This window comes from Streptomyces sp. NPDC059906 (assembly GCF_042730645.1).
In the GTDB taxonomy this organism is placed as follows: domain Bacteria; phylum Actinomycetota; class Actinomycetes; order Streptomycetales; family Streptomycetaceae; genus Streptomyces; species Streptomyces rubrogriseus.
In genome coordinates, this window is sequence record NZ_JBHWKU010000027.1 from 26,514 (window position 1) to 53,512 (window position 26,999).

Consider the following 26,999-nt stretch of genomic DNA (forward strand, 5'->3'; position numbering starts at 1 on the left):
GGGCGGACGGGGCGCGGACGGCAGCGGGCGCAGTCGCGGACGGCAGCGGCCGGGGAACGTCAGCTGGTGCGGCCCTTGGCGTCGAACCGCTTCATGCGGTCGAGCACCGAGTCGGCCGTCGGCCCGTACAGCTCGTCGACGATGCGTCCGTCCGCGAGGAAGACCACCCGGTCCGCGTAGGCGGCGGCCACCGGGTCGTGGGTCACCATCACCACGGTCTGGCCCAGCTCCCGCACCGAGTTGCGCAGGAAGCCCAGCACCTCGGCGCCGGAACGGGAGTCGAGGTTGCCGGTCGGCTCGTCCCCGAAGATGATCTCCGGCCGGGAGGCCAGCGCCCGGGCCACGGCGACCCGCTGCTGCTGCCCGCCGGAGAGCTGGGCGGGCCGGTGCCCGAGCCGTCCGGACAGCCCGACCATCTGGATCACGGAGTCCACCCACTGCTTGTCGGGCTTGCGGCCCGCGATGTCCATCGGAAGGGTGATGTTCTCCAGCGCCGTCAGCGTCGGCAGCAGGTTGAACGCCTGGAAGATGAAACCGATCTTGTCCCGGCGCAGCTTGGTGAGCTGCTTGTCCTTGAGCGAGCCCAGCTCGGTCTCGCCGATGCGCACCGAGCCGGACGAGAAGGTGTCCAGGCCGGCGACGCAGTGCATCAGCGTGGACTTGCCGGAGCCGGAGGGGCCCATGATCGCGGTGAGCTCGGCCTGCCGGAAGTCGATGGAGACCCGGTCCAGGGCGACCACCTGGGTCTCGCCCTGGCCGTAGATCTTGGAAAGCTCCGTGGCGCGCGCGGCCACGAGGGTGGACCGGTCGGCGATGGGTGCGGTGGTCACGGGAAGGGCGCTCCTGTCGGTACGGCGGGTGCGGTCGGCACGGTGTGTGCTCGGGGACGTCATCCATCGTCCCGGCCGTACGGCGCCCTGTAGTCAGCCGCTGTTCCGGTTCAGGGGGGCGACTTCGGTCGGACGGGCCGGGCCGGTGTCATACCTGCGGATGACGGCCGACCCCGACGGCCGGGCGGGTGAGAACGGGGCGGGCGCCCTTGTCGAGACGGTGAAATCCCGTCATTCCGCATACGGCGCGGGCGGTCGCACGCAAGGCTGTTGGCATGTGCTGTTGGCCTGACCCGGTAACTGATGCACCCTCAGGCGCCAATAAAATAAGACAACATCGGCCGTCCCGCCCGAGGTCGGGAGGAGCGTCCCGATAGGCTCAAGGCGCGCGAAGCGGAGCCCACGGCCTGCCCGGATGGTGGAATGCAGACACGGCGAGCTTAAACCTCGCTGCCCCTTCGAGGGCGTGCCGGTTCAAGTCCGGCTCCGGGCACTCTCCTCGCACCTGCGCACTCGACGAGCAGGCACGGCGAGGCCGCCGGCCGCCGGGGCGGTGGCCGGCGGCCTCGCTCGGTACTATTTTGCTGTCGTCAGGACCTCGTAGAGGTCTTCCCAGGACTTGGTGACGACGTCGGGTCCGTATGCGGCGGCCTTCTGCAGGGCCGCCCGGGAGAACTTGCGGCGCAGCTGCTCGTCCTCGATCAGACGGATGATGCCCGCCGCCAGGGCCGCCACGTCGAGCTCGGGGACGAGCAGACCGTCCACGCCGTCCGCGACGAGTTCCCGCGGGCCGACCGGACAGTTGAAGCTGACCACGGGGAGACCGACGTTCATGGCCTCCAGCAGCACCATGCCGAAGCCCTCGGACTTGGAGCTCATCGCGAAGATGGAGCCCTTGGCGAGCTCCTCGTCGAGCGTGCGCGTCGGACCCATGAGGAACACGTGGTTGTACAGGTGCCTGGTCCGGACGGCCTTGCGCAGGGCCTCCATCTCCGGGCCGTCGCCGTGGACGCGCAGGGTCCACTCCGGGTGGGCTTCCACGACCTGGCCGAACGCCGCGATCAGCTTGTCGATGCCCTTGTTGCCGTCGAGTCGGCCGGCGCTGACGACCTGGGGTCTTGAGAGGTCGCTGCGTGGCACGTCCAGGGAGTGCAGCGCGTTCGGGATGCGCTCGACGCGGACCTGGGGGAACGCCTCGGCATACGCGGCACGGTCCGCCTCGGTGAGGCAGACGAGCGCGTCCATCTTCACGTAGGCGGCGTCGATGGCCTCGCGCCACTCGCCCTTGTGCGTGGACAGACCCGCGTGCTCCTGGACGACCCGGACCAGCGCCGGGTCGGTGTACTCGGCGACGATCAGGTTGATCGTGGGCCGGGTGCCGATCACGATCCGGTCCTCCAGGCCACGAAGAAAGCGGATCATCGCGCCGATACGGCGACGGCTGTCGGCGTTCTTGGAGACACCCGCCGGGAACCGTTCGTGCCAGGAGGTGTCCTCGGGGCCCGCGTACCGGTCCCAGTCCACGTACGAGCCGGACCGGTTGTCCACGAGCGCGGTCACCTTCACCCGCGGGTCCAGCGGGAAGGGCGGCTCCTCGTGGTAGCGCAGCATGGTCGCGATCTCTACCTCGTGGCCGCGCTCGACCATGGCGTTGGCCTGGTTGAACACGGTACGGACGGTGCCGCCGACGCCGAACGCGTTGTAGATCAGGTAAGTGAGCTTCATGCGGCGCTCCGGTTGGCGTCGTCGCGTCGGGCGCAGCGTATGGAGAGGTCGTCGCCGTCGGTGTAGTACGGCAGTACGGCGACACCTGAGCTGTACTGCTCCGGGAACTTGACGATCTGCTTCTTGCCCGGCATGTCGTCGAGGTGGCGGCCGACCCGAAGGGTCACCTTCTTGCCGCCGCGTGTCGCGAGCACGTGCAGGTCCCAGTGCTCTCGGGGCAGCGCGTCCCAGACGGCCAGCTTGCCGACGGACACGACTGTCTCGAAGCGCGCGCCGTCGTTGACGACGGGGAAGAACAGCTGTCGCGGTGTGGGCGCCGCGGTACGGGTCACCGTACGCACGAACCGGCCCTTGAGCCGCTCGGTGCCGGACAGGACGGGAAGCTCGGGCCGTTCGCGAGAGGTGAGGCGCAACGTCCACGACTTGTCCACGGGGACGTCGTCCGACACCCCGCCAGTGACGATCGTCCCCAGGATGCGAATGTGACCGTCGCGCGGCCAGACCCGTCTGATCTCGGCGTGCGGCCGTTCCCCGGCACTGGCTTGCATGGCCACCTTCTCTTCTGTTCCCGTCAATGGCCCACCCCCTGGGGAGGCGGAGAGGTCAGGCAAAGCAGCGGCGCCAGACAGTCGGCGTCGACGTCTCGACACCGAGCGTCGGCACGCCACTGAGGAACGCGCCGACGCTCCGACCGGGAGGAGGCTAGGCGGCGGCCCTGGGGCCGACCACGGGTGACTTCATGACGTCCGTCTCGGCCGCCTCGGCGGCCTCCGGCGACGGGGCTGGCGTCCGCTCGTCCAACGGCACGACCGGCGGCTTGTCCGCCGACTCACCCAGCATGATCTGCCGTATGACCCGCTCGGCCGCCCGGCCGTCGTCGTACTCGCAGAACTTGCGGCGGAAGGTGTCGCGCAGGGTGTCCGACTGCTCGTTGCGCCAAGCGCCGCTGACGAAGATCTCGTGCAGTTCGTTCTGGGTGCGAGCGACGTGCCCGGGCGGCTCCTCCGTGACATCGAAGTACACACCGCGGGAGATCTTGTACGCGTCCCAGTCGTTGGCGTAGATCACGATCGGCCGGTCGAGGTTGGCGTAGTCGAACATGATCGACGAGTAGTCCGCCAGCAGCACGTCCGCGGCGAGCTGCAGCTCCTCCGAGGAGGTGTGGGAGGTGACGTCGATGACCTGGGCCGAATCCTGCAACGCTCGCAGTTCCGCGGTCTGTTCGTAGAAGTGGTGGCCCCGCATCAGCACCACGAACTCGTCTCCGAGGGCTTCGGCGAGACGGGCGACGTCGAGCTGGGGGACGTAGCTCTTGGTGTAGTCCCGGTGGGTCGGCGCGTAGAGAACGGCGGTCTTCCCCCGCGGAATGCCGAGCCCCTCCCGAATGCGACGGACGTCGGCGGCAGTCGACGTGTAGAAGACGTCATTGCGCGGGTAGCCGCTCTCCAGCGGTGCGAAGGAGCACGGAAAGGCCCGCTCCCAGATCTCCGAGGAGAACCGGTTGGAGGAGATGCAGTAGTCCCAGCGGTCCGAGCGCTCCAGGAGTTTCCTGAAGTTGGTGCCCTTGGCGGCGACCGGGTGCGGCAGCAAGTGGATGCCCATGGTCTTGAGCGGCGTACCGTGCTGCGTCTGCACGTGGACGGTGCCTGGCCGCTTGACGAAGCGGTCTTCGAAGTTGACGTTGTTGAAGAAGTACTTGGCGCGCGCCATGATCTCCCAGTACCTGGCGGTCCCCGGGATCACGTAATCGGTGCCGGGCGGGAGCTTCTTCACCTCGTCCGGCTTGGCGACGACCACGCCCTTGATGTGCGGGGCTATCTCCTTGGCCTTTGCGTGCAAAGCAGCGGGGTTGCACACGTAACCGCGACCCCAGTAGGACGAGTAGACGGCCAGATTCTGGTCGACGGGCTGCTTCAGCGCGGCCTCGTAAAGGCGGTCCATCCGCTTGACGGCCGCCTTCTTCCGGGTCTCGCGCACCGTCTTGCGGACTTTGCGTCGGCCGTTGTTGGCGACCTTCAGAGTCTGGTAGACCGGGTAGGCGCCGCGCGCGATGAGTGCGTGCCGTATGCCTGTGTGCCCCTCGGGCCGCACGTAGCCGGTCGGCACATAGCGCCGATAGTGACGATGTGCTTGTGCGAAGAATTCGGCGCGCAGCTCTTCGGGCACTCGGTTGCTCTTCGCCAGAATGGCGATGAAGTGGTCGATCATCTTGGTGAAGAGCTGGGCCCGCCACTCACCGAGGGACGGGTCGCTGTCGATGAAGGCGAAGACCCGCTGGTACTGGTCGAAGATGTCGAAGTGCTTGCGGCTGACGGTGCGAAGGATGTTGCCCTGGCGACGCTGGCGGTAGTGGACGACCACGTGGTCGAGGGCGGCGATCCGGTCGGCCGCCATCAGGACCGGGAAGGTCCAGGGAGTGTCCTCGTAGTACCCCGGGGGGAATTCGAAGCCGCGCTGCTCGATGAACTCACGCCGGTAGACCTTGTTCCACACCACCATGATCAGGGTGAGGAACTCCGGTCTCTGCTTTGCAGTGAAGACCTCCGGCCCCTGCGTCTTGAAGACGGATGCCAGACTGTTGCGCGTCTCCCCGCCCCACCAGAATGTGCGCGCGTAGTCGAAGATCAGAACATCCGGGTCGGTGGTCTGATCCAGCCGGTCCGCAATGAGCTGAAGCGAGCCGGGCGTAAGCGTGTCGTCGCTGTCGAGGAAGAAGAGATAGTCGCCGCGCGCCATCTCCATGCCGGCGTTCCGCGCCCGGCCCAGGCCCACGTTCTCGGGCAGGTGCAGTGCCCGCACCCTCTCGTCGGCCGCGGCGTATTCGTCGACGATCTCTCCGCAGCGGTCGGGCGAGCGGTCGTTGACGGCGATTACCTCGATGTCACGGAAGGACTGGTCGAGGATGGAGTCGAGACACTCCTGCAAGAAGGGCTGAACTTGGTAAATCGGCACAATCACGCTGATACGCGGCTTCGACACGCCCTGCTCTTCCAATCCTTCGACCGCACCGGTTCGCTGTCCGGGTTCCGGTTCGGGTCCTGAGTCCTTCGTCATCCTGGGGGCCTGGAGGGCAGGCGCGTGGTTGACAGATGAGGCAGGATACACTGACGAACAGTTCATATGTTAGGCGCATGACCTGACGTCCCGTTCGGCGATCCCGCGGGCCTGTGACGTGAATCATGACTTCGCGGTCGACGGTGATGTGACGTAGTCGGTGACCACGCGCGGCGCTTCCTTTCGGAACGTGAAAGCCCAGTCGTCGGCTTCTCCCGATGAGTGGCGGGAATGCGTCGATTCCGGCCAACGGCCTTCTTGGTGGCATCGGTTACCCGACGGTCGCACTCCTTGGCCGCAACGTGGGCCGCAGGCCGCCGAGTTGGCCGACCGGAGCGAGCCCTCGCCCTCCGTGTCGTCGAGGGAACTCCACAAGAATGCCCGATTCGCCCGTTGACAGTGATGTGCGATCGGGCTGAAACTCGACGTATTGGTGAAAGAAATTTCACTATGCGAACAAGCGACTGGGTTCGAGCAAGGCAACGACGCCGATCGAAGGGAACGACCGATGCGCACCACCGTCGGCATCATCGGGGCAGGCCCCGCCGGGCTCCTGCTGGCCCGGCTGCTGCACAACGCCGGGATCGACTCGGTCGTCCTGGAGAGCCGCGACCGTGCCTACGTCGAGCGCAGGCAGCGCGCCGGGATCCTGGAGCAGGGCACGGTGGACGTGCTGCGCGCGGCCGGGGCCGGGGAGCGGATGGACCGGGAGGGACTGCGCCACGACGGCATCGAGCTGAGGTTCGACCGCCGCCGCCACCGCGTCGACTTCCCGGCGCTCACCGGCGGCAGGTCCGTCATGGTCTACGCCCAGACCGAGGTCTGCAAGGACCTCATCGCCCTCCAGCTCAAGGAGGGCGGCCCGCTGCTGTTCGAGACCGAGGCGCTGGCGGTGGAGGGCGCCGACACGGACCGGCCGCGGGTCCGCTTCCGCCGCGAGGGCGTCGAGGACGTGCTGGAGTGCGACTACGTCGTCGGCTGCGACGGCTTCTGGGGAGTGGCCCGGAGCGCGGTCCCGGGCGGGCGCACCTTCGAGCGGACGTACCCCTTCTCCTGGCTCGGCATCCTCGCCGACGTCGCCCCCTCGCACGACGAACTGGTCTACGCCCGCCATGCCCGCGGCTTCGCCCTGCTGTCCATGCGCTCCCCGTCCGTCTCCCGCCTCTACCTCCAGGTCCCCGCGGACACGGACGCCGACGACTGGAGCGACGAGCGGATCTGGGACGAGCTGGAGCGCCGCTTCGAGACCGACGACTGGACCCTGCGCCGGGGGCCGATCACCCAGAAGTCGGTCACGCCGATGCGCTCCTACGTCCACGAGCCCATGCGGCACGGCCGCCTCTTCCTGGCCGGCGATGCCGCGCACATCGTGCCGCCCACCGGAGCCAAGGGCCTCAACCTGGCCGTCGGCGACGTGGTGACCTTCGCGCGGGCGCTGGCCCACCGCACCGCGACCGGCTCCGGCGAACTGCTCGACGCCTACTCCGCGACCTGTCTGCGCCGGGTCTGGCAGGCCGAGCGGTTCTCGTACGACATGACGACGCTGCTGCACACCGCCCCGGACGCCACGCCCTTCGAGGACCGGCTCCAGTCGGCCCGCCTCGACCGGATCACGTCCTCCCGCGCCGCCGAGACCGACCTCGCCGAGGCCTACACCGGGTTCCCGATCGGGTGAGCGGGGCCGGGCGGCCCGGGCACCCCCGGCCGTGAGGGGAATCACTGATCGGCGTAGCGTGTTGAGTCGCAAGGCGAGGGAAAGATCCTCCCCAAGCAGTAGGGTCATTCCTTTGCCGTTCTATTACTCTTGAGCCAAGGCTGCGCCGTGTGGCCATGGAGGAGTGAAATGAGGAGCAGAAACCCGGTCTTCTCGCGACGGGGGTTCAGCCGCGACAACGGCTACGCGGGCTTCAACGCCGCGCCGCAGGCCGGGGGACCCGCCGTCGCCACGCAGGCCAACCCGTACGCGCAGGGCACCCAGGGCAACCCGTACGCCCAGCAGCCCGCCGGCAACCCGTACGCGCAGAACCCGTACGCCCAGCCGGACCAGCAGTTCGGCGCGCCGCCGCAGGCGCCCGCCACCACCGGCCGGATGACGATGGACGACGTCGTCATCCGTACGGCCAGCACGCTCGGCGTGCTCGTGGTGACGGCCGCGCTCGCGTGGGCGCTGCTGCCGGTGGACGACGCGAACATCAGCCGCTCGTACGGCATCGGCATCGGTGCCGCGCTGATCGGCATGGTCCTGGCGCTCGTCCAGTCCTTCAAGCGCAAGCCCACGCCGGCGCTGATCCTGTCCTACGCGGCGTTCGAGGGTGTCTTCCTCGGCGTCGTCTCCAGCGTCGTCGACAACCGCATCGCGGACGGCGCGGCCATGCAGGCCGTGATCGGCACGATGGCGGTCTTCGCCGGTGTGCTGATCGCCTACAAGGCGGGCTGGATCCGCGTCAACCGGCGCTTCTACGGCTTCGTGATGGCGGCCGCGCTCGGCTTCGTCTTCCTGATGATGGTGAACCTGCTGTTCGCCGTCTTCGGCGGCGGTGACGGCCTCGGCTTCCGCAGCGGCGCGCTCGGTGTCGTCTTCGGCATCGTCGGCATCATCCTCGGTGCGTGCTTCCTGGCCCTCGACTTCAAGCAGGTCGAGGACGGCCTCGCCTACGGCGCCCCGCGCGAGGAGGCCTGGTTCGCCGCGTTCGGCCTCACGCTGACGCTGGTCTGGATCTACCTGGAGTTCCTGCGCCTCATCGCGATCCTGAACAGCAACGACTAGCAGGACCGCACATCCGAAGGGCCCCGGGCTTCGTGCCCGGGGCCCTTCGGCGTCGTGGGGCCGGTGCCGCTCACCGCAGCTTGCGTGCGGCCCTTCTCAGGTCGTACTCGTGGACGATCGCCTTCGCGTGGCCGTAGGCGAGGTTGTGTTCGTGGCGGAGCCAGCTGACCTTCTCCTCGAAGCGGAAGAGGGAGGGGCCGTCCTCGACGGCGCGCAGCCAGTCGGAGATCTCACGGCCGGTGCACTGGGGGATTCGGGCGAGCAGATTGCGATGGGTCTCCTCGGAGAAGACTTGGGACATCGGCGCCTCCGGGCGAAAGGGGATGTGAGCCGGTCCTTCAGGTCACCGTGCCTGAGCGTTCGTCCGTTGGCAACAGTCCCGGACGGCCGCGTACGCTCGCGCCGTGGTTGATACGACGCCTTTGACCCGTGCCGTGGACGACTTCGCCGACCGTCTGCGGGCCGCCCCGCAGAGCAGGCTGCAACGCGGCGCCGCCGCCGAGGCGCTCGGCCTGGCCAGGGAGTTGGCCCGGCGCGCCCAGCTCGTGGAGGAGCCCGGGGCCGAGCCCCGGGAGATGCCGGACGCGGGCATGTTCGCCGCCGCCGACCAGATCGCCGTCGCCGCACACGACCTGGCCCTCGTCCTGGAGGACGAGGGCCAGGTGGAAGAAGCGGCGGCGCTGGTCGAGGAGGCCCGCAAGCGGGCCGGGGTCTGATGCGACCGGCGGGGCCGGCGTGACCGGCCCGACCGGCGTTACTGGCGTTACTGGCGTTACTACAGGGACGCGATGACGCGGTCCGCCAGGATGTACACGTTCTCCTCGCCGCACGCGAAGGTCAGCGTGTAGGCACCGGAGATGCCGGAGCCGCCGAGGAGGTACGGCGTCTGACCCGCGCCGAGCGCGGCGGCCAGGCGCTCCGCGGTCTCGCGGTGGCCCGGGGTCATGCACAGGGTGGTGCCGTCGGCGAAGACGTACACGTCGAGGGTGCCCAGCGGACCCGGACGGACGTCGGCCAGCGCGACGCTCGACTCGGCCAGCCCCTCCAGGGTCGCCACGGTGCGGTCGTGATCGTTCACGGCCGGGGACGGGTTCGGCACGAAGTCCGGGTGCGAGGGGTGCCGACGGCGGGCGGCGGCCAGCTCGGCGGACTCCCTGGGACCGGCGTGACCCGCGTCCTGCGCGGACGGCTCGTCGGCGTCCGCGGCCGGCTCGGTCACCGGCTCCAGGCCCACGAGGTCCGCCTGGCGGGGCAGGAACAGCTCACTGTCGGACAGACCGAGCAGCAGGGGCGCGTCGGACGCGTCCCGGGTCTCCTGGGCGGCCCAGAAGGCGCGCGCCTCGGCGAGCTCCCGCTCGCGCTCCTCGGCGAGCGCCTCCGCGACGGCGGCGCGTATCTCCTCGGCGTCGGCGGTGGTGCGGGCGGCGGGCACCCGGCCCCGCGTGGCGGTGGCCCGGCTCTCGGCCAGCTCGGCGCGCAAGGCGGTCACCTGGCGGCGCAGCACCAGGATGCTGCGCAGGACGGCGACGCCCACGGCGCCGGTGGCGGCCGTGGTGAGCAGCAGGGCGATCGGCATGGCGCTCACTGACGTACTCCCGGTTCAAAGTCGACCCCCGACTTCCTACATCAGCTTGAAGGGAGGACTAACCGTCTGTCAGTGCGTAACGTCACGAAACGGACAGGACTTTGGGCCCGCGAGGTAGGGGTGGGGATGGTCTGACCTGCGTAAATCCATGGGGCAGGAGAGGTAGGTCACATCCTGGGGGAGTTTGGGTCACAAAACGGCCCAGAACCCTGGGGTGAACGGGTTCCGGACCGGGCTGTCACACTGGGTCCGCGAGGCGTTACTGACGGTCCCTCAGTGCCCTTCGGCGTGGGTCAGCTCAGGCGCTCGATCACCATGGCCATGCCCTGGCCGCCGCCGACGCACATGGTCTCCAGGCCGAACTGCTTGTCGTGTGTCCGGAGGGAGTTGATCAGCGTGCCGGTGATGCGGGCGCCGGTCATGCCGAAGGGGTGGCCGACGGCGATGGCGCCGCCGTTGACGTTCAGCTTCTCCAGCGGGATGCCGAGGTCGCGGTAGGAGGGGATGACCTGCGCGGCGAACGCCTCGTTGATCTCGACCAGGTCGATGTCGCCGACGCCCAGCCCGGCCCGGGACAGGGCCTGCTTGCTGGCCTCGACCGGGCCCAGGCCCATGATCTCGGGGGAGAGGCCGGAGACGCCGGTGGAGACGATGCGGGCCAGCGGGGTCAGGCCCAGCTCGCGGGCCTTGGTGTCGCTCATGATCACGAGGGCGGCGGCGCCGTCGTTGAGCGGGCAGCAGTTGCCGGCGGTGACCAGGCCGTCGGGGCGGAAGACCGGCTTGAGGCCCTGGACGCCCTCCAGGGTGACGCCGGCGCGCGGGCCGTCGTCCTTGCTGACGACCGTGCCGTCGGGCAGGGTCACCGGGGTGATCTCGCGCTCCCAGAAGCCGTTCTTGATGGCTTCCTCGGCGAGGTTCTGGGACCGGACGCCGAACTCGTCCATGTCCTGCCGGGTGATGCCCTTGGCGCGGGCGAGGTTCTCCGCGGTCTGGCCCATCGCGATGTACGGGTCGGGGACGAGGCCGTCCTCGCGCGGGTCGTGCCAGGTGGTGCCCTCCTGCTGGGCGACCTCCGCGGTGCGGGCCTCGGCCTCGGCGAAGAGCGGGTTGCGGGTGTCCGGGAGGCTGTCGGAGTTGCCCTTGGCGAACCGGGAGACCATCTCGACGCCGGCCGAGATGAAGACGTCGCCCTCACCGGCCTTGATGGCGTGCAGGGCCATGCGGGAGGTCTGCAGGGACGAGGAGCAGTACCGGGTGACGGTGCAGCCCGGCAGGTGGTCCATGCCCATCTCGACGGCGACGATCCGGCCGAGGTTGTTGCCCTGCTCGCCGCCGGGAAGACCGCAGCCGAGCATCAGGTCGTCGATGTCCCGCGGGTCCAGCTCGGGCACCTTCGCGAGGGCCGCCTGGATGATCGTGGCGGCCAGGTCGTCGGGGCGCAGGTCCTTCAGGGAGCCCTTGAAGGCGCGGCCGATGGGGGAACGGGCGGCAGAGACGATCACGGCTTCGGGCATCACGGCTCCAGTGGCGAGGCGGTACGGGGCGGGCAGGGCTGGTTGGGAAGTTACCCGGCCGTATGGCCCGGGTCACGGCTATGGGCATGTGACATGGACCGCAACTGTCTAAGCGCTTGCTTGGCGTCGCCGTAGCTGCGGGCAGTCGTGCCGCTGGGGCGGCACGGGTGGGCGCAGCGGCACCGGTCAGCGCCGGCGAGCGCCCCCGGCCCCTACCCCGGCTGTCCCGAAGGGGCCGCCGGCTCCGCCTCCGCCACCCGACGCCGCCGCCTCCGCTTCAGCAGCGCCCAAGGCCCCCGCGGCCCCGTGGGCAGCGCCGCCGCCACCTCCGTACCCGCCTCGGACGCCGCCTCCGCCGCCGCACGCGCCACCGGCAGGAAGCCCTCGCGGCGCAGCGCGTCCGGGTGCTCCTCCTCGGCCGGCCACAGGCCGAGCGCGGCGCACACCGAGGGCAGTACCGCCATCGCGGCGGTGGCGTACCCCTCGGCGGAGGGGTGGTAGTTGTCGGGGCCGAAGAGCTCCCGCGGGTTCTGCGCGAACTCCGGGCCCAGCAGGTCGCCCAGCGACACCGTGCGCCCGCCCTGCTCGACGGCGCCGATGGTCTGTGCCGCCGCGAGCTGCCGCGAGGCCCGCCGGGCCAGCCAGCGCAGCGGCTGCCGCACCCGCTCGATCGTGCCCAGGTCCGGACAGGTGCCGACCACCACCTCCGCACCGGCCGTGCGCAGCCGCCGTACCGCCGAGGACAGGTGCCGCACCGAGCGGGTCGCCGGCATCCGGTGGGTGACGTCGTTGGCGCCGACCATGATCACGCAGATGTCGGGCACCCGGTCCGGCTCCGCGAGCACCAGCGCCACCTGCCGGTCCAGGTCGTCCGAGCACGCCCCCGGCTGCGCGACCGACCCCAGCCGCACCGGCCGCTCCGCCACCGCCGCGAGCCCGGACGCCAGCAGCGCGCCCGGCGTCTGCCCGGCCCGGTGCACGCCCTGCCCGGCGGCCGTGGAGTCGCCCAGCATCATCAGCCGCAGCGGCGGGTCACCGGCCGTGGGCAGGGTGCCGCCGTACAGTCCCTGCGCGTTCGGCACCCGGGTCGGCGTGCCCACCCCCACCCGGCGTCTGGCCAGCTGTACCTCCGCCACCACCAGACCGACCGCCGCCGCGCCCGCCAGGCCGATACCGCCGCCGCCGTACGCCGCGCCGGCCGCGATCCGCCGCGCCACCCTCGCCCTCGACATGCTCGTCATGCGTAGCCGCCACCTCCTCCAACCCGTACACCCACTCCTTGCCCCGTACGGACGGTCGCCCAATCCCCACGCAGGGTGAACGACTGTCACGGGGCACCCGCGGGCCCGCAGGCCATAGGCTGGCCGGACCGATATCGACCCTTCATTTGCGGCATCCGGAGACCACGGTGCAATTCCACGACTCGATGATCAGCCTCGTCGGCAACACCCCGCTGGTGCGGCTCAACAGCGTGACCAAGGGGATCAGGGCGACCGTCCTGGCCAAGGTGGAGTACTTCAACCCGGGCGGCTCGGTGAAGGACCGCATCGCCCTGCGCATGATCGAGGCCGCGGAGAAGAGCGGAGAGCTGCAGCCGGGCGGCACCATCGTCGAGCCGACCAGCGGCAACACCGGCGTCGGCCTCGCCATAGTGGCCCAGCAGAAGGGCTACAAGTGCATCTTCGTCTGCCCCGACAAGGTGTCCACCGACAAGATCAACGTGCTGCGCGCGTACGGCGCCGAGGTCGTCGTCTGCCCGACCGCCGTCGACCCGGAGCACCCGGACTCCTACTACAACGTCTCCGACCGGCTGGTCCGCGAGACGCCGGGCGCCTGGAAGCCGGACCAGTACTCCAACCCGAACAACCCGCTCTCCCACTACCACTCCACGGGCCCCGAGCTGTGGGAGCAGACCGAGGGGAAGATCACCCACTTCGTGGCCGGGGTCGGCACCGGCGGCACCATCTCCGGCACCGGCCGGTACCTGAAGGATGCCAGTGACGGCGCGGTCAAGGTGATCGGCGCCGACCCCGAGGGCTCCGTATACTCCGGCGGCTCCGGGCGCCCCTACCTGGTCGAGGGCGTCGGCGAGGACTTCTGGCCGACGGCCTACGACCGCGAGGTCGCCGACGAGATCGTCGCCGTCTCCGACAAGGACTCCTTCCAGATGACCCGCCGCCTCGCCAAGGAGGAGGGCCTGCTGGTGGGCGGCTCCTGCGGCATGGCGGTCGTCGCCGCGCTGGAAGTGGCGGCGCGGCTCGGCGAGGACGACGTGGTGGTCGTCCTGCTGCCGGACAGCGGGCGCGGCTACCTCAGCAAGATCTTCAACGACGAGTGGATGGCCGACTACGGCTTCCTGGAGGACGCGGGACCCAGCGCCCGCGTCGCGGAGGTCCTGAACCACAAGGAGGGCGGCCACATCCCCTCCCTCGTCCACATGCACCCGGACGAGACCGTCGGCCAGGCCATCGAGGTGCTGCGCGAGTACGGCGTCTCGCAGATGCCGATCGTCAAGCCCGGCGCCGGTCACCCGGACGTGATGGCCGCCGAGGTCGTCGGCTCGGTGGTGGAGCGCGAGCTGCTGGACGCGCTGTTCGCCAAGCGCGCCTCGCTGGAGGACCCGCTGGAGAAGCACATGTCCGCCCCGCTGCCCCAGGTCGGCTCCGGCGAGCCGGTCGCGGACCTGATGTCGGTGCTCGGCGCCGCCGACGCGGCGATCGTCCTCGTCGAGGGCAAGCCGACCGGTGTGGTGAGCCGGCAGGACCTGCTGTCCTTCCTCGCAAAGGGCAAGTAGGGCTAGTAAGGCAAGTAGGGCTAGTAAGGCAAGTAGGGCGCGCGGGGCGTAGGACGAGCGGGGCGGACTGGGTCCGTGGTGGCCCGGCCGGTGATCTTCGTGGACTTCGCGGAAGTGGTACGCGCGCGTCATGTGCGCGCAGCAGTCGCTTAACACGGGACCGGCAGAGTAAGGGATGTCGGCAGGGACTGGTGGGGGTACCTCCCAGGCGTTCAGCCCTGGGGGAGGCTCCCCGGTCCCGCCGGCGCCGAACGGCGTCACGGACCTTCCGGAGCGGCTCCCGGACCTCCAACGACGCCTCGGACGCGCCGCCCCCGGCCGTGAGGCCCGGCACCGCGCGCGTCCCCCGCGGGGACCGCCGTCGTCCCGCCCCCCAGCGATGGGGGTGCGGCGGTCCCCGCGCAGTCTTCGCCCGCTCCTCCCGGCCCTCCCGGCCCTTCCGGGCGTCTCTTCTCAGTCCTCCCAGGCGTCACCGCGCCCGGCGCCGCGACGGTGCCCGAACAGGTCCGGGTTGGTGCGGGCGACCTGGACCACGTTGACCCCGACGATGCCCGCCCAGGCGACCAGCATCCCGGGCAGGTGCGCCACGCCGCCCCCGATCGCGGACAGCGGGATCGCCAGCACCAGCGAGACGATGCCGAAGCCGAAGCGCTCGCCGAAGGAGTCCGTGGGCCGCGGCGACCGGCTGTCCCGGGCCGCCGTCATCTGCTGCTCGGCGAGCTGTCGGCGCACCCGGCGCTCCACCGCTCCGTCGATGCGCTGGTCGACCTTCTCCAGGAACGAGTCGACCAGCGCGGACTCGTACTCCTCGCCGAGCTCCCTGCGGGTCCGCAGGGTGGCGTCGAGTTCCTTCTTCAGATCGGCGTCGCGTGCGTCCATTCCCGTCATGGATCCCACGGTAGGCAGCGGGGGCGCCGTCGGCACTGGGGACAACCCCCCGTTCTCGGCGGGGGCGGGCCGGTACGGGTCGGCCCGCGCCGCCGCCTCGCTGTATAACGGTATGCAAAAGTCGGGGTGCGTGAATAGGTCGAGGGGGCCACGTCATGAACGGGACCGGCGGGACCGGCGGGGCGAGCGGGACCAGCGGGGCGAGCGGGACCGACAGTCCGGCCGCGCGGCTGCAGACGCTCTTCGAGGGGCACCGGCTGACGCCGACCCAGCGGCGCATCGCGCACAGCATGGTGCGCCGCGCCTTTGACGTGCCCTTCCTGTCGAGCGTGGAGCTGGCCGAGCTGGCGGGGGTCAGCCAGCCGTCCGTGACCCGCTTCGCCGTCGCCCTCGGCTTCGACGGCTACCCGGCGCTGCGCCGTCACCTGCGCGAGGTCGCCCCCGCCGAACCGGTCGCGGACACCGGTGCCGTCAACGAGTACCAGCAGGCCGTGGCGGCCGAGATCGAGAACCTGCGGCACCTCGCGGAGGTGCTGGCCGACCCGGGGCCCGTGCGGGAGGCGGGCCGCCTGCTCGCCGCGAGCCGGCCGCTGCCGGTGCTCGGGCTGCGGGCCGCCGCCGCCCAGGCGCACGGCTTCGCCTACTTCGCCGCCAAGGTCCACCCGGACGTCCGGCTGCTCGGCGAGGGCGGCACGATGCTGCGCGACCGCATCGACGCCGCCGTCCGGGCCGGGGCGGGCACACTGCTCTGCTTCGCCCTGCCCCGGCACCCGCGCGAGGTCGTCGAGGCGCTCGCCCACGCCAAGGAGGCCGGGCTCACGGTGGTGACCGTCGCCGACTCCGCCTTCGCGCCGGTCGCCAAGGTGTCCGACCTGCTGCTGCCCGCCGCCGTCGGCACGGGCCTCGCCTTCGACACCGCCTGCGCGCCGATGCTGCTCGGCCGGGTGCTCCTCGAGGCGATGTGCGACGACCTGCCGGACGCGCAGGCCCGGCTGGAGGAGTTCGACGCCAAGGCCGCGGCGCGGGGGCTCTTCGTGGACTGACCCGACTGACCGACTGACCGACTGACCCGACTGGCCTGACTGACCCGGGGCACCCCCGAGGTGACCCGGACGGCGGACGGGTTCTCAGATTCGTCTCAGCTTGCCCCGTTACAGTGCGGCGCCTGACACACCCTTCAGACGCATCGCACAGGCAGGAACGGGACAGGAGGCAGGACGTGGCGCGCGGAGGACAGGTGGGACTGGCTCGGGTCGCCGTCGTCGTACGGGCGGGCGCCGCACCACTGTGGTGGCTGGGCGTCTTCGCGGCGGGCGTCGGCGTGCTGGTGCCGGGAATCACCGGACGCCGGATCGGTGTGCTGGCGGGCGCCGCCCTCTTCATCGTCGCCACGGCCGTCGTGGCGTGGGCGCGCAGGCGGCGCTACACGGCCCTGGCCGGTTCGGTGGTCCGCGCGGGCAAGCACGACGTGCTCCAGGATCGCGGGGTCACCGTACGCAACTGGCGCCGTGGCCACCGCTGGTGGCTGCTCCTCGCCTTCCTCGCCGCCCTCGGCAGCGCCTTCGCCCTGCCCGCCGCGGGCGGGCTGCTGCTGGCCGGCTGCGGTGCCGGGCTGTGGCTCAAGTCCGCCTGGATCGGCCGCCGCGAACAGGCCGGGGACGCCCTGCTGTGGGTCCGTGTGGACTGGCTCGCCGACAACGCGGGCCGCCCCGCGGGCAAGGCGGTCAAGGCCTACCGCAGCACCGGCATCGCGGCGGGCGACGCGGCACCGGGTGGAGCGAGGCGGAAGACGCCGGCGGCGGTCTGAGCGACGTCCGGCAGTCCGAGCGCGGGGCCCCCGACCGGGGGCCCCGCGCTCGTTTGCGAGCGGGCACGGACGCGACCCTGTTGACTAGTTCTATTCAGGAGGTGAGGATATGAATATCCATAGCAACAATCCGCCGGGAGCACAGCCACCAGGAGGCAGACCATGTCCGGACCTCGTCCTGTCCGAGCGCCACGCGGAACCGAGCCGAGCGCCCTGGGCTGGCAGCAGGAGGCCGCCCTGCGGATGCTGCAGAACAACCTCGACCCGGAGGTCGCCGAGCACCCCGACAAGCTCGTCGTCTACGGCGGCACCGGCAAGGCGGCCCGCGACTGGCGCTCCTTCGACGCGATGGTGCGGACCCTGCGCACCCTCAAGCAGGACGAGACGATGCTCGTCCAGTCCGGCCGCCCGGTCGGCGTCATGCAGACCCACGAATGGGCCCCGCGCGTCCTCATCGCCAACTCCAACCTCGTCGGCGACTGGGCCAACTGGGAGGAGTTCCGCCGCCTGGAGGCCCTCGGCCTGACCATGTACGGGCAGATGACGGCCGGCTCCTGGATCTACATCGGCACCCAGGGCATCCTCCAGGGCACCTACGAGACCTTCGCCGCCGTCGCCGCGAAGAAGTTCGGCGGCACCCTGGCCGGGACCATCACCCTCACGGCCGGCCTCGGCGGAATGGGCGGCGCCCAGCCGCTGGCCGTCACCATGAACGACGGCGTCGTGATCTGCGTCGACTGCGACCCGCGCGCCATCGACCGCCGCATCGAGCACCGCTACCTCGACGTGAGGGCCGACTCCCTCGACCACGCCCTCCAGCTGGCCACCGAGGCCCGCGACCGGCGCAAGCCGCTGTCCATCGGCGTCCTCGGCAACGCCGCCGAGCTGGTCCCGCAGCTCCTCGCCATGGGCGCCCCGATCGACATCGTCACCGACCAGACCTCGGCCCACGACCCGCTGGCCTACCTGCCCACCGGCATCGCCTTCGAGGACATGGCCGACGCCGCCGCCAAGGACCCGGCCGGCTTCACCACCCGGGCCCGCGAGTCCATGGCCCGGCACGTCGAGGCCATGGTCGGCTTCCAGGACGCCGGTGCCGAGGTCTTCGACTACGGCAACTCCATCCGCGGCGAGGCCCAGCTCGCCGGGTACGACCGGGCCTTCGCCTTCCCCGGCTTCGTCCCCGCCTACATCCGCCCGCTCTTCTGCGAGGGCAAGGGCCCCTTCCGCTGGGCCGCCCTGTCCGGCGACCCCGCCGACATCGCCAAGACCGACAAGGCGATCCTCGACCTCTTCCCGGAGAACGAGTCGCTGGCCCGCTGGATCAAGATGGCGGGGGAGCGGGTCCACTTCCAGGGCCTGCCCGCCCGCATCTGCTGGCTCGGCTACGGCGAGCGCGACAAGGCCGGTGAGCGCTTCAACGACATGGTCGCGAGCGGCGAGCTGGCCGCCCCGATCGTCATCGGCCGCGACCACCTCGACTGCGGCTCCGTCGCCTCCCCGTACCGCGAGACCGAGGCGATGCTCGACGGCTCCGACGCCATCGCCGACTGGCCGCTGCTCAACGCCATGGTCAACGTGGCCTCCGGCGCCTCCTGGGTCTCCCTCCACCACGGCGGCGGCGTCGGCATGGGCCGCTCCATCCACGCCGGGCAGGTCACCGTCGCCGACGGCACCCCGCTCGCGGGGGAGAAGATCCGCCGGGTGCTCACCAACGACCCCGGCATGGGCGTCATCCGGCACGTCGACGCCGGGTACGACATCGCCGAGTCGGTGGCGGCCGAGCGCGACGTGCGGGTGCCGATGCGCGAAGGCCGCGAGGGTGCGCAGACGCGCGAGAGCGACACGGCGCGCGAGGGTGACGGCGCGTGAGCTTCCACAGCATGTGGGCGGAGCTGCTGCCGGTCGGCCGCAGCTCCGCCTCCGGCGGCTACCGCCGCTCCGCCTGGACCGGCGCCGACGCCGACTGCCGGACCTGGTTCCAGGAGCAGGCCGAGGCACGCGGCCTCGCCTACGAGACCGACCGCAACGGCAACCAGTGGGCCTGGCTCGGCGACCCGGCGGCCGGGAACGCCGTCGTCACCGGGTCCCACCTGGACTCCGTGCCGGACGGCGGCGCCTTCGACGGCCCCCTCGGCGTGGTCTCCGCCTTCGCGGCCCTCGACGAACTGCGCGGGCGGGGAGCGCGGTTCACCAGGCCGCTGGGCGTCGTCAACTTCGGCGACGAGGAGGGCGCCCGCTTCGGCCTCGCCTGCGTCGGCTCCCGGCTCACCGCGGGCGCGCTCACCGTCGAGCAGGCGCACCGCCTCACCGACGGCGACGGCATCACCCTCCCGCAGGCCATGGAGTCGGCCGGATACGACCCGGACACCCTCGGCCCCGACCCCGAACGCCTCGCCCGCATCGGCGCCTTCGTCGAACTCCACGTCGAGCAGGGCCGCGCCCTCGACCTGTCCGGCGACCGCATCGGCATCGCCTCCGCCATCTGGCCGCACGGACGCTGGCGGTTCGACTTCCGGGGCGAGGCCAACCACGCCGGCACCACCCGCCTCACCGACCGGCACGACCCGATGCTGCCGTACGCCGAGACCGTCCTCGCCGCCCGCCGCGAGGCCGCACTCGCCGGTGCCGTGGCCACCTTCGGCAAGATCGGTGTGGAGCCCAACGGCGTCAACGCCGTCCCCTCCCTGGTACGCGGCTGGCTCGACTCCCGCGCCGCCGACCAGGCGAGCCTGGACACCGTGGTCACCGGCATCGAGAAGGCCGCCCGCGAGTACGCCGCCGCCCAGGGCGTGGATCTCGACGTGGTCCGCGAGTCCTTCACGCCCGTCGTCGAGTTCGACCACGCGCTGCGCGACGAACTCGCCCGCCTCCTCGGCACGCAGACGGAGCTGAAGGTGCCCGTCCTCGGCACCGGCGCCGGACACGACGCCGGAATCCTCTCCGACCGCATCCCGACCGCCATGCTGTTCGTACGCAACCCCACGGGCGTCTCGCACTCCCCGGCCGAGTACGCCGCCGAGGACGACTGCGTGGCCGGGGTGAACGCACTCGCCGACGTACTGGAAGGGCTGGCCTGCACGTGACCTCCTCCGAGCGGATCCGCACGTACTGGCTGGAGCACGCCTGGCTCGGCACGCACGTCGAGCCGGACGTCGCCGTGGACGTGGGCGACGGCCGCATCACCGCCGTCCACCAGGGCGTCGCCACCCCGCCGCCCGGCGCCGAGATCCTGCGCGGACTGACCCTGCCGGGACTGGCGAACGCGCACTCGCACGCCTTCCACCGCGCCCTGCGCGGCACCGTCCAGGTCGGCTCGGGCACCTTCTGGACCTGGCGCGAGGTCATGTACTCCGTCGCCGACCGGCTGACCCCGGACACCTACCACGCCCTCGCCCGCGCCGTGTACGCCGAGATGGCGCTGGCCGGCATCACCGCCGTCGGCGAGTTCCACTACGTGCACCACGCGCCCGGAGGCACCCCCTACGCCGACCCCAACGCGATGGGCGAGGCGCTGATCGAGGCCGCCGCCGAAGCCGGTGTCCGCATCACCCTCCTCGACACCTGCTACCTGTCCTCCGGCTTCGGTGAACCCCCCAACACCCACCAGCAACGCTTCTCCGACGGCACGGCCCAGGCCTGGGCCGAACGCTGTTCAGTTCTCAAGGAACGGGATCACGCGCGGATCGGGGCCGCGATCCACTCCGTGCGGGCCGTGCCCGCGGACCAGTTGGCGACCGTGGCGCAGTGGGCCGAGACGCGGCGGGCCCCGCTGCATGTGCACCTGTCCGAGCAGACCGCCGAGAACGACGCCTGCCGCCAGGCCCACGGCCGCACCCCGACCCGCCTCCTCGCCGACCACGGGGTGCTCGGACCCCGCACCACCGGCGTCCACAACACCCACCTCACCGACGAGGACATCGCCCTGCTCGGCGGCAGCCGCACCGGCACCTGCATGTGCCCCACCACGGAACGGGACCTGGCCGACGGCATCGGCCCGGCGGCCGCGCTCCAGCGGGCGGGCTCGCCGCTCTCCCTCGGCTCGGACAGCCACGCCGTCATCGACCTGCTGGAAGAAGCACGCGCCATGGAGCTGAACGAGCGCCTGCGCACCCGCGCCCGCGGCCACTGGACCGCCGCCGCCCTGCTGCGGGCCGCCACCGCCGACGGGCACGCCGCCCTCGGCTGGGACGACACCGGCCGCATCGAGGCCGGGGCCCGCGCCGACCTCGCGACGGTCGCGCTGGACTCGGTCAGAACAGCGGGGCCGCTGCCCAGGCTCGGCGCCGAGACGGCCGTATTCGCCGCGACGGCAGCGGACGTACGGCACACGGTCGTGGGCGGGCGGCACGTCGTACGCGACGGGGCGCACGCCCTCGTACCGGATGTGCCGCAGGCCCTCGCGCGGGCCGTCGAAACCCTGCGCGCCTGACCACCGGCGCCCGCCCGCGGCCCGGCCCGCGCCCCAGCCTCCGCCCCCGCCCCCGCACCCACGAGGACACCAGGGATCCCATGAGCAGCAGCACCGTCATCACCAACATCGCCGCACTCGTCACCAACGACCCCTCCCTCGGCGACCACTCCCCGCTCGGTCTGGTCCGGGACGCGGCCGTCGTCATCGAGGGCGACCGCGTCGTGTGGACCGGTGAATCAAGCAAAGCACCCGCCACTGACAATCGGGTCGACGCCGAGGGCCGGGCGGTCCTCCCCGGCTTCGTGGACTCCCACTCCCACCTGCTCTTCGCGGGCGACCGCACCGAGGAGTTCAACGCCCGCATGTCCGGCCGCCCCTACAGCGCGGGCGGCATCCGCACCACCGTCGCCGCCACCCGCGCCGCGAGCGACGCGGAACTGGAGGCGTCCCTCACCCGTTACCTCGCCGAGGCCCTGCGCCAGGGCACCACCACCTTCGAGACCAAGTCCGGCTACGGCCTGACCACCGCCGACGAGTCCCGCGCCCTGCGCGTCGCCGCCCGCCACACCGACGAGGTCACCTTCCTCGGCGCCCACATCGTCGCCCCCGAACTCGCCGACGACCCCGCCGCCTACGTCGACCTCGTCACCGGCGAGATGCTCGACGCCTGCGCCCCGCACGCCCGCTGGATCGACGTGTTCTGCGAGAAGGGCGCCTTCGACGGCGACCAGGCCCGCACCATCCTCACCGCGGGCAAGGCCAAGGGTCTGCACCCCCGCATCCACGCCAACCAGCTCTCCTACGGCCCCGGCGTCCGGCTCGCCGTCGAACTCGACGCCGCCAGCGCCGACCACTGCACCCACCTCACCGACGCCGACGTGGACGCCCTCGCGAACAGCCGTACGGTCGCGACCCTGCTGCCCGGCGCCGAGTTCTCCACCCGCGCCCAGTGGCCGGATGCCCGGCGCCTGATCGACGCGGGCGCCACGGTGGCCCTCTCCACCGACTGCAACCCCGGCTCGTCCTTCACGTCGTCCGTGCCCTTCTGCATCGCGCTCGCGGTGCGGGACATGGGGATGACGCCGGACGAGGCGGTCTGGTCGGCCACCGCGGGCGGCGCCGCGGCCCTGCGCCGCGAGGACGTCGGCCGCCTCGTCCCGGGGGCCTACGCCGACCTGACGCTGCTCGACGCCCCGAGCCACGTCCACCTGGCCTACCGGCCGGGGGTGCCGCTGGTCGCGGGAGTGTGGCGGCGGGGCGTACGTAAGGTGTGAGCGTACGAACGTCGGCGGGAGCGGGGGGACGGGGCGGATGGCGAGGCACTGGCGGGCCTGGGGGGCGCCGTTCCTGGTGAACCTGCTGCTCGGCGTTCCGGCCGTGGTGCCGATCTGGCTGGTCTGGTACCTGCTGGCGAACGGGCCGCTGGCCGAGTTCGGAGGGCCCATGCGCAACCCGACGGAGAACGACGGCCTGCTGCCCATGCTGGTGGTCGACGTCCCGGTGGTCGCGCTGTTCGGGATCATCTGGTGGCTGGTCAACGAACCTCTGGGGCGCTGGACCACCCTCGCCCCGCGCTCGTTCTGGCCGCTGTGCGTCCTGGTGCCGTTCCTGCCGATGACGGCCGGGCTGATCGCCAACCCCCCGTGAACAACCCGAAGGGGGGCGGCCCGATTTCGGACCACCCCCCTGGAGGGCAAGCGACACCCGGTCAGGGTCCGAGGACTACTCCTCGACCGTGAGCCCCTTGCGCAGCCGTACGAGGGTCCGCGACAGCAGACGCGAGACATGCATCTGGGAGATGCCCAGCTCCTCGCCGATCTCCGACTGGGTCATGCCGGCGACGAAACGGAGGGAGAGGATCTTCCGGTCCCGGGAAGGCAGCTCGGCGATCAGCGGCTTCAGCGACTCGACGTACTCGATGCCCTCGAGCCCGTGGTCCTCGTAGCCGATGCGGTCGGCGAGCGCGCCCTCCGCGTCGTCCTCCTCCGGCTGGGCGTCCAGCGAGGAGGCGGTGTAGGCGTTGGACGCCGCCATGCCCTCGACGACCTCGTCCTTGGACAGGCCGAGGTGCTCGGCCAGCTCGGAGACGGTGGGGGCGCGGTCGAGGCGCTGGGCCAGCTCGTCACCGGCCTTCGCCAGGTCCAGCCGCAGCTCCTGGAGGCGGCGCGGCACGCGCACGGACCACGAGGTGTCGCGGAAGAAGCGCTTGATCTCGCCGATGATGGTCGGCATCGCGAACGTGGGGAACTCCACACCGCGCGACATCTCGAAGCGGTCGATCGCCTTGATCAGGCCGATGGTGCCGACCTGGATGATGTCCTCCATCGGCTCGCTGCGCGAGCGGAAGCGGGAGGCGGCGAACTTGACCAGCGCGAGGTTCAGCTCGACGAGCGTGTTGCGTACGTACGCGTACTCGTGGGTGCCTTCCTCCAGCGACTCCAGCCGCTCGAAGAGGGTCTTGGACAGGGCCCTGGCGTCCGCCGGAGCGACCTCGTCGTACGCGGGGATGTCCGGAAGCCCGGCGAGTGCGCCGTCGTGGTCGACGACCGCTTCATGGTGCTCGATGGGATCCAGATGTTCCGGAGGGAGTGTCGACGTCGCTTCTTGGGTACGCGATCCGTCGAGCCGGGGTGACATGATGTCCTCCATCGTTCTCGGCATACGGCTGCCGAAGCCAAATTCGTGCACTGCGGTGTGCGGCGCCTCCAAAGCCGGCCGTGTCGGTTTACGTGTCCTACTAGCCCTACCGGGTTTACCGAGCTGACCGCAAGTGTGTTCTGTGTGGGTATGTCCGTTTGTGTGCGGTTGTTCGGGTGTCGGAGTGCGGTGGGAAGGCGTAGTGTTCGAGTGCGTCAGCAGCAGTCACGACCTCGGGAGAGAGAAACGGCATGGACCGCGGGACGGTCGGCAGTGCCCAGTCGGGCCGGCTTCTGGTCGAGGTACGGGAAGAGGGACCCAGCGCCGTCGTGACCCCGGCGGGTGAGCTGGATCACCACACCGCCGATCTGTTGCGCGAGCCGCTGGAGGACTGTCTCGACAAGGGATTCAACCGGCTCGTCGTGGACTGCTCACGGTTGGAGTTCTGCGACTCCACGGGGCTCAACGTCCTGCTCGGCGCTCGGTTGAAAGCGGAAGCCGCGGGGGGCGGAGTGCATTTGGTGGCCATGCAGCCGGTAGTGGCGCGCGTGTTCGAGATCACGGGGGCCGAAGCGGTCTTCACCCTTCATGACACGCTTGCGGCCGCCCTGGCCGACGCGTCCGACTGAGCCGTCCTTGTCCGGCCGACGGAGGGGTGCGTGTGCTTCCCGGAGCGGGTGTTTCAGCCCCGCGCCGGGTTTCGTGCGCAATACAGGGGTGTTCGTGCGATCCGCTCGGGCAGGAGACACCCTGAACCGGCTGTGTACGACACGGCTGTCTACGACTTTGAAACGTGAACTGGTGAATCGGTGAGGTGAAGCGCTGATGAGCACCACCCGGCCCTACCCGCCGGGCGACCGCGGTCCGGAGCCCGGCGGCGCTTCCGGGACGGCGTCCGCGCCCGCGTCCGGGGAGGGCGGCGGGCGGCAGTCCCGCAGGCTGAGCTTCGAGGACGCGAGCGGGGTCGTCCCGCTGGCCCGTGACTTCACCCGCGAGGCGCTGTACGCCTGGGGCTGGCTGCCCTCCGCCACCGCGGACCAGCGTGCCGCCGCGGAGGACGTCCTGCTCGTGGTCTCCGAGCTGGTCACCAACGCGTGTCTCCATGCGGAGGGCCCGGACGAGCTGTCGATCACCTGCGAGAAGAAGGTGATCCGGCTGGAGGTCTCCGACCGCGGTACGGGTCAGCCGGCGCCGCGGACCCCGCACCGCGCGGGGCGCCCCGGCGGTCACGGCATGTTCATCGTGCAGCGGCTGTGCCTGGACTGGGGCGTCGTACGGACGCCGGGGGTCGCGGGCAAGCGGGTCTGGGCGGAGCTGGGCGCCCCGGCGTAGGCCTGCGGCGCTCGCGCGGGTCTTTTTGCCCGCCCACCCACCCGTCTCGGTCGGCCAAGAGGTCGCCGTCCCCGGGGCTCCGCCCCGGACCCCGGCGCGGACCGCGCGCCCCGCGCTACCCCCGCACCTCGAACCACAACAACTTCCCGGCACCGAGCGGAAGCACGTCGTCACCCAGCGACCACCCGCCCCAGGAGTCCGCACACGCCTGTACGAGGCGCAGCCCGCGTCCGCCCTCGGCGGTCCCCTGCGGGTCGGGAGCCGTGCGGGAGCCTCCCGGCGGTTCCGCGAAGGGGGAAGGTACGTGCGGGCTGCTGTCCCACACCCCGACCCGCAGCCGCCCGTCACTCAGCGCGGTGAGCCGCAGCGAGCACGGGCCGCGGGTGTGCCGGTAGGCGTTGGTGACCAGCTCCGACGTCAGCAGTTCGACGCTGTCCAGTACTTCGTGTCGCCCGTGCCCGCCGAGGGCGGCCCGTACGGTCACGCGTGCGACGCGTGCGGCTCTGGGGTCGTGCGGCAGGCGGAGTGCGTACGCCCAGGTGTCGGACGGGGATACGGTGCCCATGAAGCAGCCTTTCGGGAGGGAGGGGGTTCGGCTGCCCAACGGCCGCGCCGGGCGGTGGCTGTGCCCAGGGGGTGCGCTTCCGGCTTACGGGGGCGGGGAGTTGGGCGGTATGGCAACTACCGTAGAGCCCATTTGGGAGATTCATCTCCCAAATTGAGAAGATGCACCTGTAATTACCTCGTGTGAGTTACGACTGCGCCACGCGGCGTCCTGAGGAGAGGCGTCTTGCCGCCTGTAAGCAACCCCACTCTGCGCCAGCGGCGCCTCGGTGCCGAGCTGCGCAAACTGCGCGAACGTGCAGGCTTCACGGTCACGCAGGCAGCCGCACACCTGGGCGTCAACCAGGGGCGCGTCAGCATGATCGAGACCGGCCGCAGTCCGCTCAGCGCCGACCGCGTCGCGGCGATGGCTTCGGCTTACGACTGTGTCGACGAAGACCTGGTCTCGGCTTTGTCGGCGATGACCGGGCGCCGGACCCGTGGCTGGTGGGAGGAGTACCGCGAGCACCTGCATGCGGCCCTGATCGACCTGGCCGAACTGGAGCACCACGCCACAGGCCTGCGCGTGGCTCTCGCCATGCACATCCCTGCGCTCCTGCAGACCACGGACCACGCACGAGCGCTCTTTCGAGCCGTGGTCCCGTCGATGCGGCAGTACGAGATCGAGCACCGCCTCACCCACCGCATCAAGCGGCAGGGCATCCTCCACAAGGAGAGTCCGCCCCCGTACTCGGCGATCATCCACGAGTCAGCTCTCCAAATGGGCTTCGGTGGCCCCGAGGTCGCGCGCGGTCAGCTCAGGCACCTCTTGGACATGGGCGAGTTGCCGAACGTCACAGTTCGCGTCATCCCCTTCGGGGCGGAGTACTACCCCAGCACTGGACAGTCCTTCGACTACGTCGAGGGAGCCGTGCCCCAACTCGACACCGTGCAGTTGGACACCCACCACGGCGGCTGCGGATTTCTCGACGCGGAGGCTCAGTTGGCCAAGTACCGTGCCGTGCTGGACCACATGGAGTCCTGCGCGCTCGACACCACCGCATCGCGCGACTTCATTCAGAAGCTCGGGCGGGACTTGTGAGAGAGGT

At 71.0% G+C, this 26,999-nt stretch carries 25 protein-coding genes and 1 tRNA gene; 15 read left to right on the top strand and 11 right to left on the bottom strand.

Annotation, left to right across the window (positions count from 1 at the left end; translation table 11 throughout):
• Window positions 1-59 precede the first annotated feature (59 nt).
• A complete protein-coding gene (locus ACFV9J_RS31025; RefSeq protein WP_087790666.1) occupies window positions 60-830 on the bottom strand; it encodes an ABC transporter ATP-binding protein in 771 nt (256 codons plus the stop codon).
• A 409-nt stretch (window positions 831-1,239) separates the two neighbouring features.
• Here ACFV9J_RS31025 and ACFV9J_RS31030 point away from each other — a divergent pair.
• Window positions 1,240-1,323, top strand: a tRNA-Leu gene (locus ACFV9J_RS31030).
• 83 nt (window positions 1,324-1,406) lie between these two features.
• Here the strand turns inward: ACFV9J_RS31030 and ACFV9J_RS31035 are convergent.
• The 3 genes from ACFV9J_RS31035 to ACFV9J_RS31045 all read right to left on the bottom strand — a co-directional run bounded on the left by ACFV9J_RS31035 (window position 1,407) and on the right by ACFV9J_RS31045 (window position 5,534).
• Entirely contained in the window at window positions 1,407-2,555 is a 1,149-nt protein-coding gene (locus ACFV9J_RS31035; RefSeq protein ID WP_385359622.1) for a glycosyltransferase family 4 protein, read from the bottom strand.
• Window positions 2,552-3,103, bottom strand: a complete 552-nt coding sequence (locus tag ACFV9J_RS31040) for a hypothetical protein (RefSeq protein WP_385359624.1) — start codon at window positions 3,101-3,103, stop codon at window positions 2,552-2,554. Before ACFV9J_RS31040 ends, ACFV9J_RS31035 begins: the two co-directional genes overlap by 4 nt.
• 154 nt (window positions 3,104-3,257) lie before the next feature.
• Window positions 3,258-5,534: a CDP-glycerol glycerophosphotransferase family protein gene (locus ACFV9J_RS31045; protein WP_385359627.1), complete on the bottom strand. Its 2,277-nt coding sequence runs from the start codon at window positions 5,532-5,534 to the stop codon at window positions 3,258-3,260.
• 583 nt (window positions 5,535-6,117) lie between these two features.
• Here ACFV9J_RS31045 and ACFV9J_RS31050 point away from each other — a divergent pair.
• Window positions 6,118-7,284, top strand: coding sequence for a 4-hydroxybenzoate 3-monooxygenase (locus ACFV9J_RS31050; RefSeq protein WP_385359629.1), 1,167 nt, complete (start codon window positions 6,118-6,120; stop codon window positions 7,282-7,284).
• Window positions 7,285-7,452: 168 nt separating this feature from the next.
• A complete protein-coding gene (locus ACFV9J_RS31055) occupies window positions 7,453-8,376 on the top strand; it encodes a Bax inhibitor-1/YccA family protein (RefSeq protein WP_356859353.1) in 924 nt (307 codons plus the stop codon).
• Window positions 8,377-8,446: 70 nt separating this feature from the next.
• Here ACFV9J_RS31055 and ACFV9J_RS31060 read toward each other — a convergent pair whose 3' ends face one another.
• Window positions 8,447-8,677 (bottom strand): DUF4287 domain-containing protein, encoded by a 231-nt coding sequence (locus ACFV9J_RS31060; protein WP_385359633.1) that lies wholly within the window; start codon window positions 8,675-8,677, stop codon window positions 8,447-8,449.
• 103 nt (window positions 8,678-8,780) lie between these two features.
• Between ACFV9J_RS31060 and ACFV9J_RS31065 the strand changes: the two genes are divergently transcribed.
• Window positions 8,781-9,092: a hypothetical protein gene (locus ACFV9J_RS31065; RefSeq protein ID WP_167469766.1), complete on the top strand. Its 312-nt coding sequence runs from the start codon at window positions 8,781-8,783 to the stop codon at window positions 9,090-9,092.
• 59 nt (window positions 9,093-9,151) lie between these two features.
• Here the strand turns inward: ACFV9J_RS31065 and ACFV9J_RS31070 are convergent, their stop codons facing one another.
• The 3 genes from ACFV9J_RS31070 to ACFV9J_RS31080 form a co-directional block, all read right to left on the bottom strand.
• Window positions 9,152-9,961 (bottom strand): hypothetical protein, encoded by an 810-nt coding sequence (locus ACFV9J_RS31070; protein ID WP_385359636.1) that lies wholly within the window; start codon window positions 9,959-9,961, stop codon window positions 9,152-9,154.
• 293 nt (window positions 9,962-10,254) lie between these two features.
• Window positions 10,255-11,475 (bottom strand): acetyl-CoA C-acetyltransferase, encoded by a 1,221-nt coding sequence (locus tag ACFV9J_RS31075; RefSeq protein WP_385359638.1) that lies wholly within the window; start codon window positions 11,473-11,475, stop codon window positions 10,255-10,257.
• A gap of 212 nt (window positions 11,476-11,687) precedes the next feature.
• Complete coding sequence (locus ACFV9J_RS31080) at window positions 11,688-12,716, bottom strand: SGNH/GDSL hydrolase family protein (protein WP_385359640.1); 1,029 nt, start codon at window positions 12,714-12,716, stop codon at window positions 11,688-11,690.
• Between the two features lie 167 nt (window positions 12,717-12,883).
• On the opposite strand from ACFV9J_RS31080, the gene ACFV9J_RS31085 reads away from it, so the two are divergent.
• Window positions 12,884-14,269, top strand: coding sequence for a cystathionine beta-synthase (locus ACFV9J_RS31085; RefSeq protein ID WP_385359643.1), 1,386 nt, complete (start codon window positions 12,884-12,886; stop codon window positions 14,267-14,269).
• Window positions 14,270-14,722: 453 nt separating this feature from the next.
• On the opposite strand, the gene ACFV9J_RS31090 is transcribed toward ACFV9J_RS31085, so the two are convergent.
• The gene (locus ACFV9J_RS31090; protein ID WP_385359769.1) at window positions 14,723-15,148 is read right to left on the bottom strand and encodes a hypothetical protein; all 426 of its coding nucleotides are present in this window, start codon (window positions 15,146-15,148) and stop codon (window positions 14,723-14,725) included.
• 164 nt (window positions 15,149-15,312) lie between these two features.
• Between ACFV9J_RS31090 and ACFV9J_RS31095 the strand changes: the two genes are divergently transcribed.
• The 7 genes from ACFV9J_RS31095 to ACFV9J_RS31125 all read left to right on the top strand — a co-directional run bounded on the left by ACFV9J_RS31095 (window position 15,313) and on the right by ACFV9J_RS31125 (window position 23,025).
• On the top strand, window positions 15,313-16,200 hold the full coding sequence (locus tag ACFV9J_RS31095; protein ID WP_385359646.1) for a MurR/RpiR family transcriptional regulator: 888 nt from the start codon (window positions 15,313-15,315) through the stop codon (window positions 16,198-16,200).
• Window positions 16,201-16,376: 176 nt separating this feature from the next.
• Window positions 16,377-16,964 carry a hypothetical protein gene (locus tag ACFV9J_RS31100; RefSeq protein WP_385359648.1) on the top strand — a complete coding sequence of 196 codons (588 nt, stop codon included), beginning with the start codon at window positions 16,377-16,379 and terminating at the stop codon, window positions 16,962-16,964.
• Between the two features lie 162 nt (window positions 16,965-17,126).
• On the top strand, window positions 17,127-18,836 hold the full coding sequence (gene hutU / locus ACFV9J_RS31105; RefSeq protein WP_385359650.1) for a urocanate hydratase: 1,710 nt from the start codon (window positions 17,127-17,129) through the stop codon (window positions 18,834-18,836).
• The gene (locus ACFV9J_RS31110; protein WP_385359652.1) at window positions 18,833-20,050 is read left to right on the top strand and encodes an allantoate amidohydrolase; all 1,218 of its coding nucleotides are present in this window, start codon (window positions 18,833-18,835) and stop codon (window positions 20,048-20,050) included. The genes hutU and ACFV9J_RS31110 overlap by 4 nt, the downstream gene beginning before the upstream one ends.
• Window positions 20,047-21,396 (top strand): formimidoylglutamate deiminase, encoded by a 1,350-nt coding sequence (locus tag ACFV9J_RS31115; protein WP_385359654.1) that lies wholly within the window; start codon window positions 20,047-20,049, stop codon window positions 21,394-21,396. The genes ACFV9J_RS31110 and ACFV9J_RS31115 overlap by 4 nt, the downstream gene beginning before the upstream one ends.
• A gap of 80 nt (window positions 21,397-21,476) precedes the next feature.
• On the top strand, window positions 21,477-22,652 hold the full coding sequence (hutI, locus tag ACFV9J_RS31120) for an imidazolonepropionase (RefSeq protein ID WP_385359656.1): 1,176 nt from the start codon (window positions 21,477-21,479) through the stop codon (window positions 22,650-22,652).
• Between the two features lie 37 nt (window positions 22,653-22,689).
• Window positions 22,690-23,025 (top strand): hypothetical protein, encoded by a 336-nt coding sequence (locus ACFV9J_RS31125; RefSeq protein ID WP_385359659.1) that lies wholly within the window; start codon window positions 22,690-22,692, stop codon window positions 23,023-23,025.
• A 75-nt stretch (window positions 23,026-23,100) separates the two neighbouring features.
• On the opposite strand, the gene ACFV9J_RS31130 is transcribed toward ACFV9J_RS31125, so the two are convergent.
• Window positions 23,101-24,015: an RNA polymerase sigma factor SigF gene (locus ACFV9J_RS31130; protein WP_385359661.1), complete on the bottom strand. Its 915-nt coding sequence runs from the start codon at window positions 24,013-24,015 to the stop codon at window positions 23,101-23,103.
• Window positions 24,016-24,266: 251 nt separating this feature from the next.
• On the opposite strand from ACFV9J_RS31130, the gene ACFV9J_RS31135 reads away from it, so the two are divergent.
• Both ACFV9J_RS31135 and ACFV9J_RS31140 read left to right on the top strand, forming a co-directional pair.
• Window positions 24,267-24,644: an STAS domain-containing protein gene (locus tag ACFV9J_RS31135; RefSeq protein WP_003975744.1), complete on the top strand. Its 378-nt coding sequence runs from the start codon at window positions 24,267-24,269 to the stop codon at window positions 24,642-24,644.
• Window positions 24,645-24,840: 196 nt separating this feature from the next.
• Window positions 24,841-25,347 carry an ATP-binding protein gene (locus ACFV9J_RS31140; protein ID WP_109034589.1) on the top strand — a complete coding sequence of 169 codons (507 nt, stop codon included), beginning with the start codon at window positions 24,841-24,843 and terminating at the stop codon, window positions 25,345-25,347.
• Between the two features lie 115 nt (window positions 25,348-25,462).
• Here ACFV9J_RS31140 and ACFV9J_RS31145 read toward each other — a convergent pair whose 3' ends face one another.
• On the bottom strand, window positions 25,463-25,912 hold the full coding sequence (locus tag ACFV9J_RS31145) for an ATP-binding protein (RefSeq protein ID WP_385359665.1): 450 nt from the start codon (window positions 25,910-25,912) through the stop codon (window positions 25,463-25,465).
• Between the two features lie 225 nt (window positions 25,913-26,137).
• On the opposite strand from ACFV9J_RS31145, the gene ACFV9J_RS31150 reads away from it, so the two are divergent.
• The gene (locus ACFV9J_RS31150; RefSeq protein ID WP_385359667.1) at window positions 26,138-26,992 is read left to right on the top strand and encodes a helix-turn-helix domain-containing protein; all 855 of its coding nucleotides are present in this window, start codon (window positions 26,138-26,140) and stop codon (window positions 26,990-26,992) included.
• The last annotated feature ends 7 nt before the right edge of the window (window positions 26,993-26,999 follow it).

Coding starts and splice junctions, on each gene's coding strand:
- ACFV9J_RS31035 (WP_385359622.1), bottom strand. CDS start 2,555: ATGAAGCTCACTTACCTGATCTACAACGCGTTCGGCGTCGGCGGCACC.
- ACFV9J_RS31040 (WP_385359624.1), bottom strand. CDS start 3,103: ATGCAAGCCAGTGCCGGGGAACGGCCGCACGCCGAGATCAGACGGGTC.
- ACFV9J_RS31050 (WP_385359629.1), top strand. CDS start 6,118: ATGCGCACCACCGTCGGCATCATCGGGGCAGGCCCCGCCGGGCTCCTG.
- ACFV9J_RS31055 (WP_356859353.1), top strand. CDS start 7,453: ATGAGGAGCAGAAACCCGGTCTTCTCGCGACGGGGGTTCAGCCGCGAC.
- ACFV9J_RS31060 (WP_385359633.1), bottom strand. CDS start 8,677: ATGTCCCAAGTCTTCTCCGAGGAGACCCATCGCAATCTGCTCGCCCGA.
- ACFV9J_RS31075 (WP_385359638.1), bottom strand. CDS start 11,475: ATGCCCGAAGCCGTGATCGTCTCTGCCGCCCGTTCCCCCATCGGCCGC.
- ACFV9J_RS31080 (WP_385359640.1), bottom strand. CDS start 12,716: ATGACGAGCATGTCGAGGGCGAGGGTGGCGCGGCGGATCGCGGCCGGC.
- ACFV9J_RS31090 (WP_385359769.1), bottom strand. CDS start 15,148: ATGGACGCACGCGACGCCGATCTGAAGAAGGAACTCGACGCCACCCTG.
- ACFV9J_RS31095 (WP_385359646.1), top strand. CDS start 15,313: ATGAACGGGACCGGCGGGACCGGCGGGGCGAGCGGGACCAGCGGGGCG.
- hutU (WP_385359650.1), top strand. CDS start 17,127: ATGTCCGGACCTCGTCCTGTCCGAGCGCCACGCGGAACCGAGCCGAGC.
- hutI (WP_385359656.1), top strand. CDS start 21,477: ATGAGCAGCAGCACCGTCATCACCAACATCGCCGCACTCGTCACCAAC.
- ACFV9J_RS31125 (WP_385359659.1), top strand. CDS start 22,690: ATGGCGAGGCACTGGCGGGCCTGGGGGGCGCCGTTCCTGGTGAACCTG.
- ACFV9J_RS31130 (WP_385359661.1), bottom strand. CDS start 24,015: ATGTCACCCCGGCTCGACGGATCGCGTACCCAAGAAGCGACGTCGACA.
- ACFV9J_RS31135 (WP_003975744.1), top strand. CDS start 24,267: ATGGACCGCGGGACGGTCGGCAGTGCCCAGTCGGGCCGGCTTCTGGTC.
- ACFV9J_RS31140 (WP_109034589.1), top strand. CDS start 24,841: ATGAGCACCACCCGGCCCTACCCGCCGGGCGACCGCGGTCCGGAGCCC.
- ACFV9J_RS31145 (WP_385359665.1), bottom strand. CDS start 25,912: ATGGGCACCGTATCCCCGTCCGACACCTGGGCGTACGCACTCCGCCTG.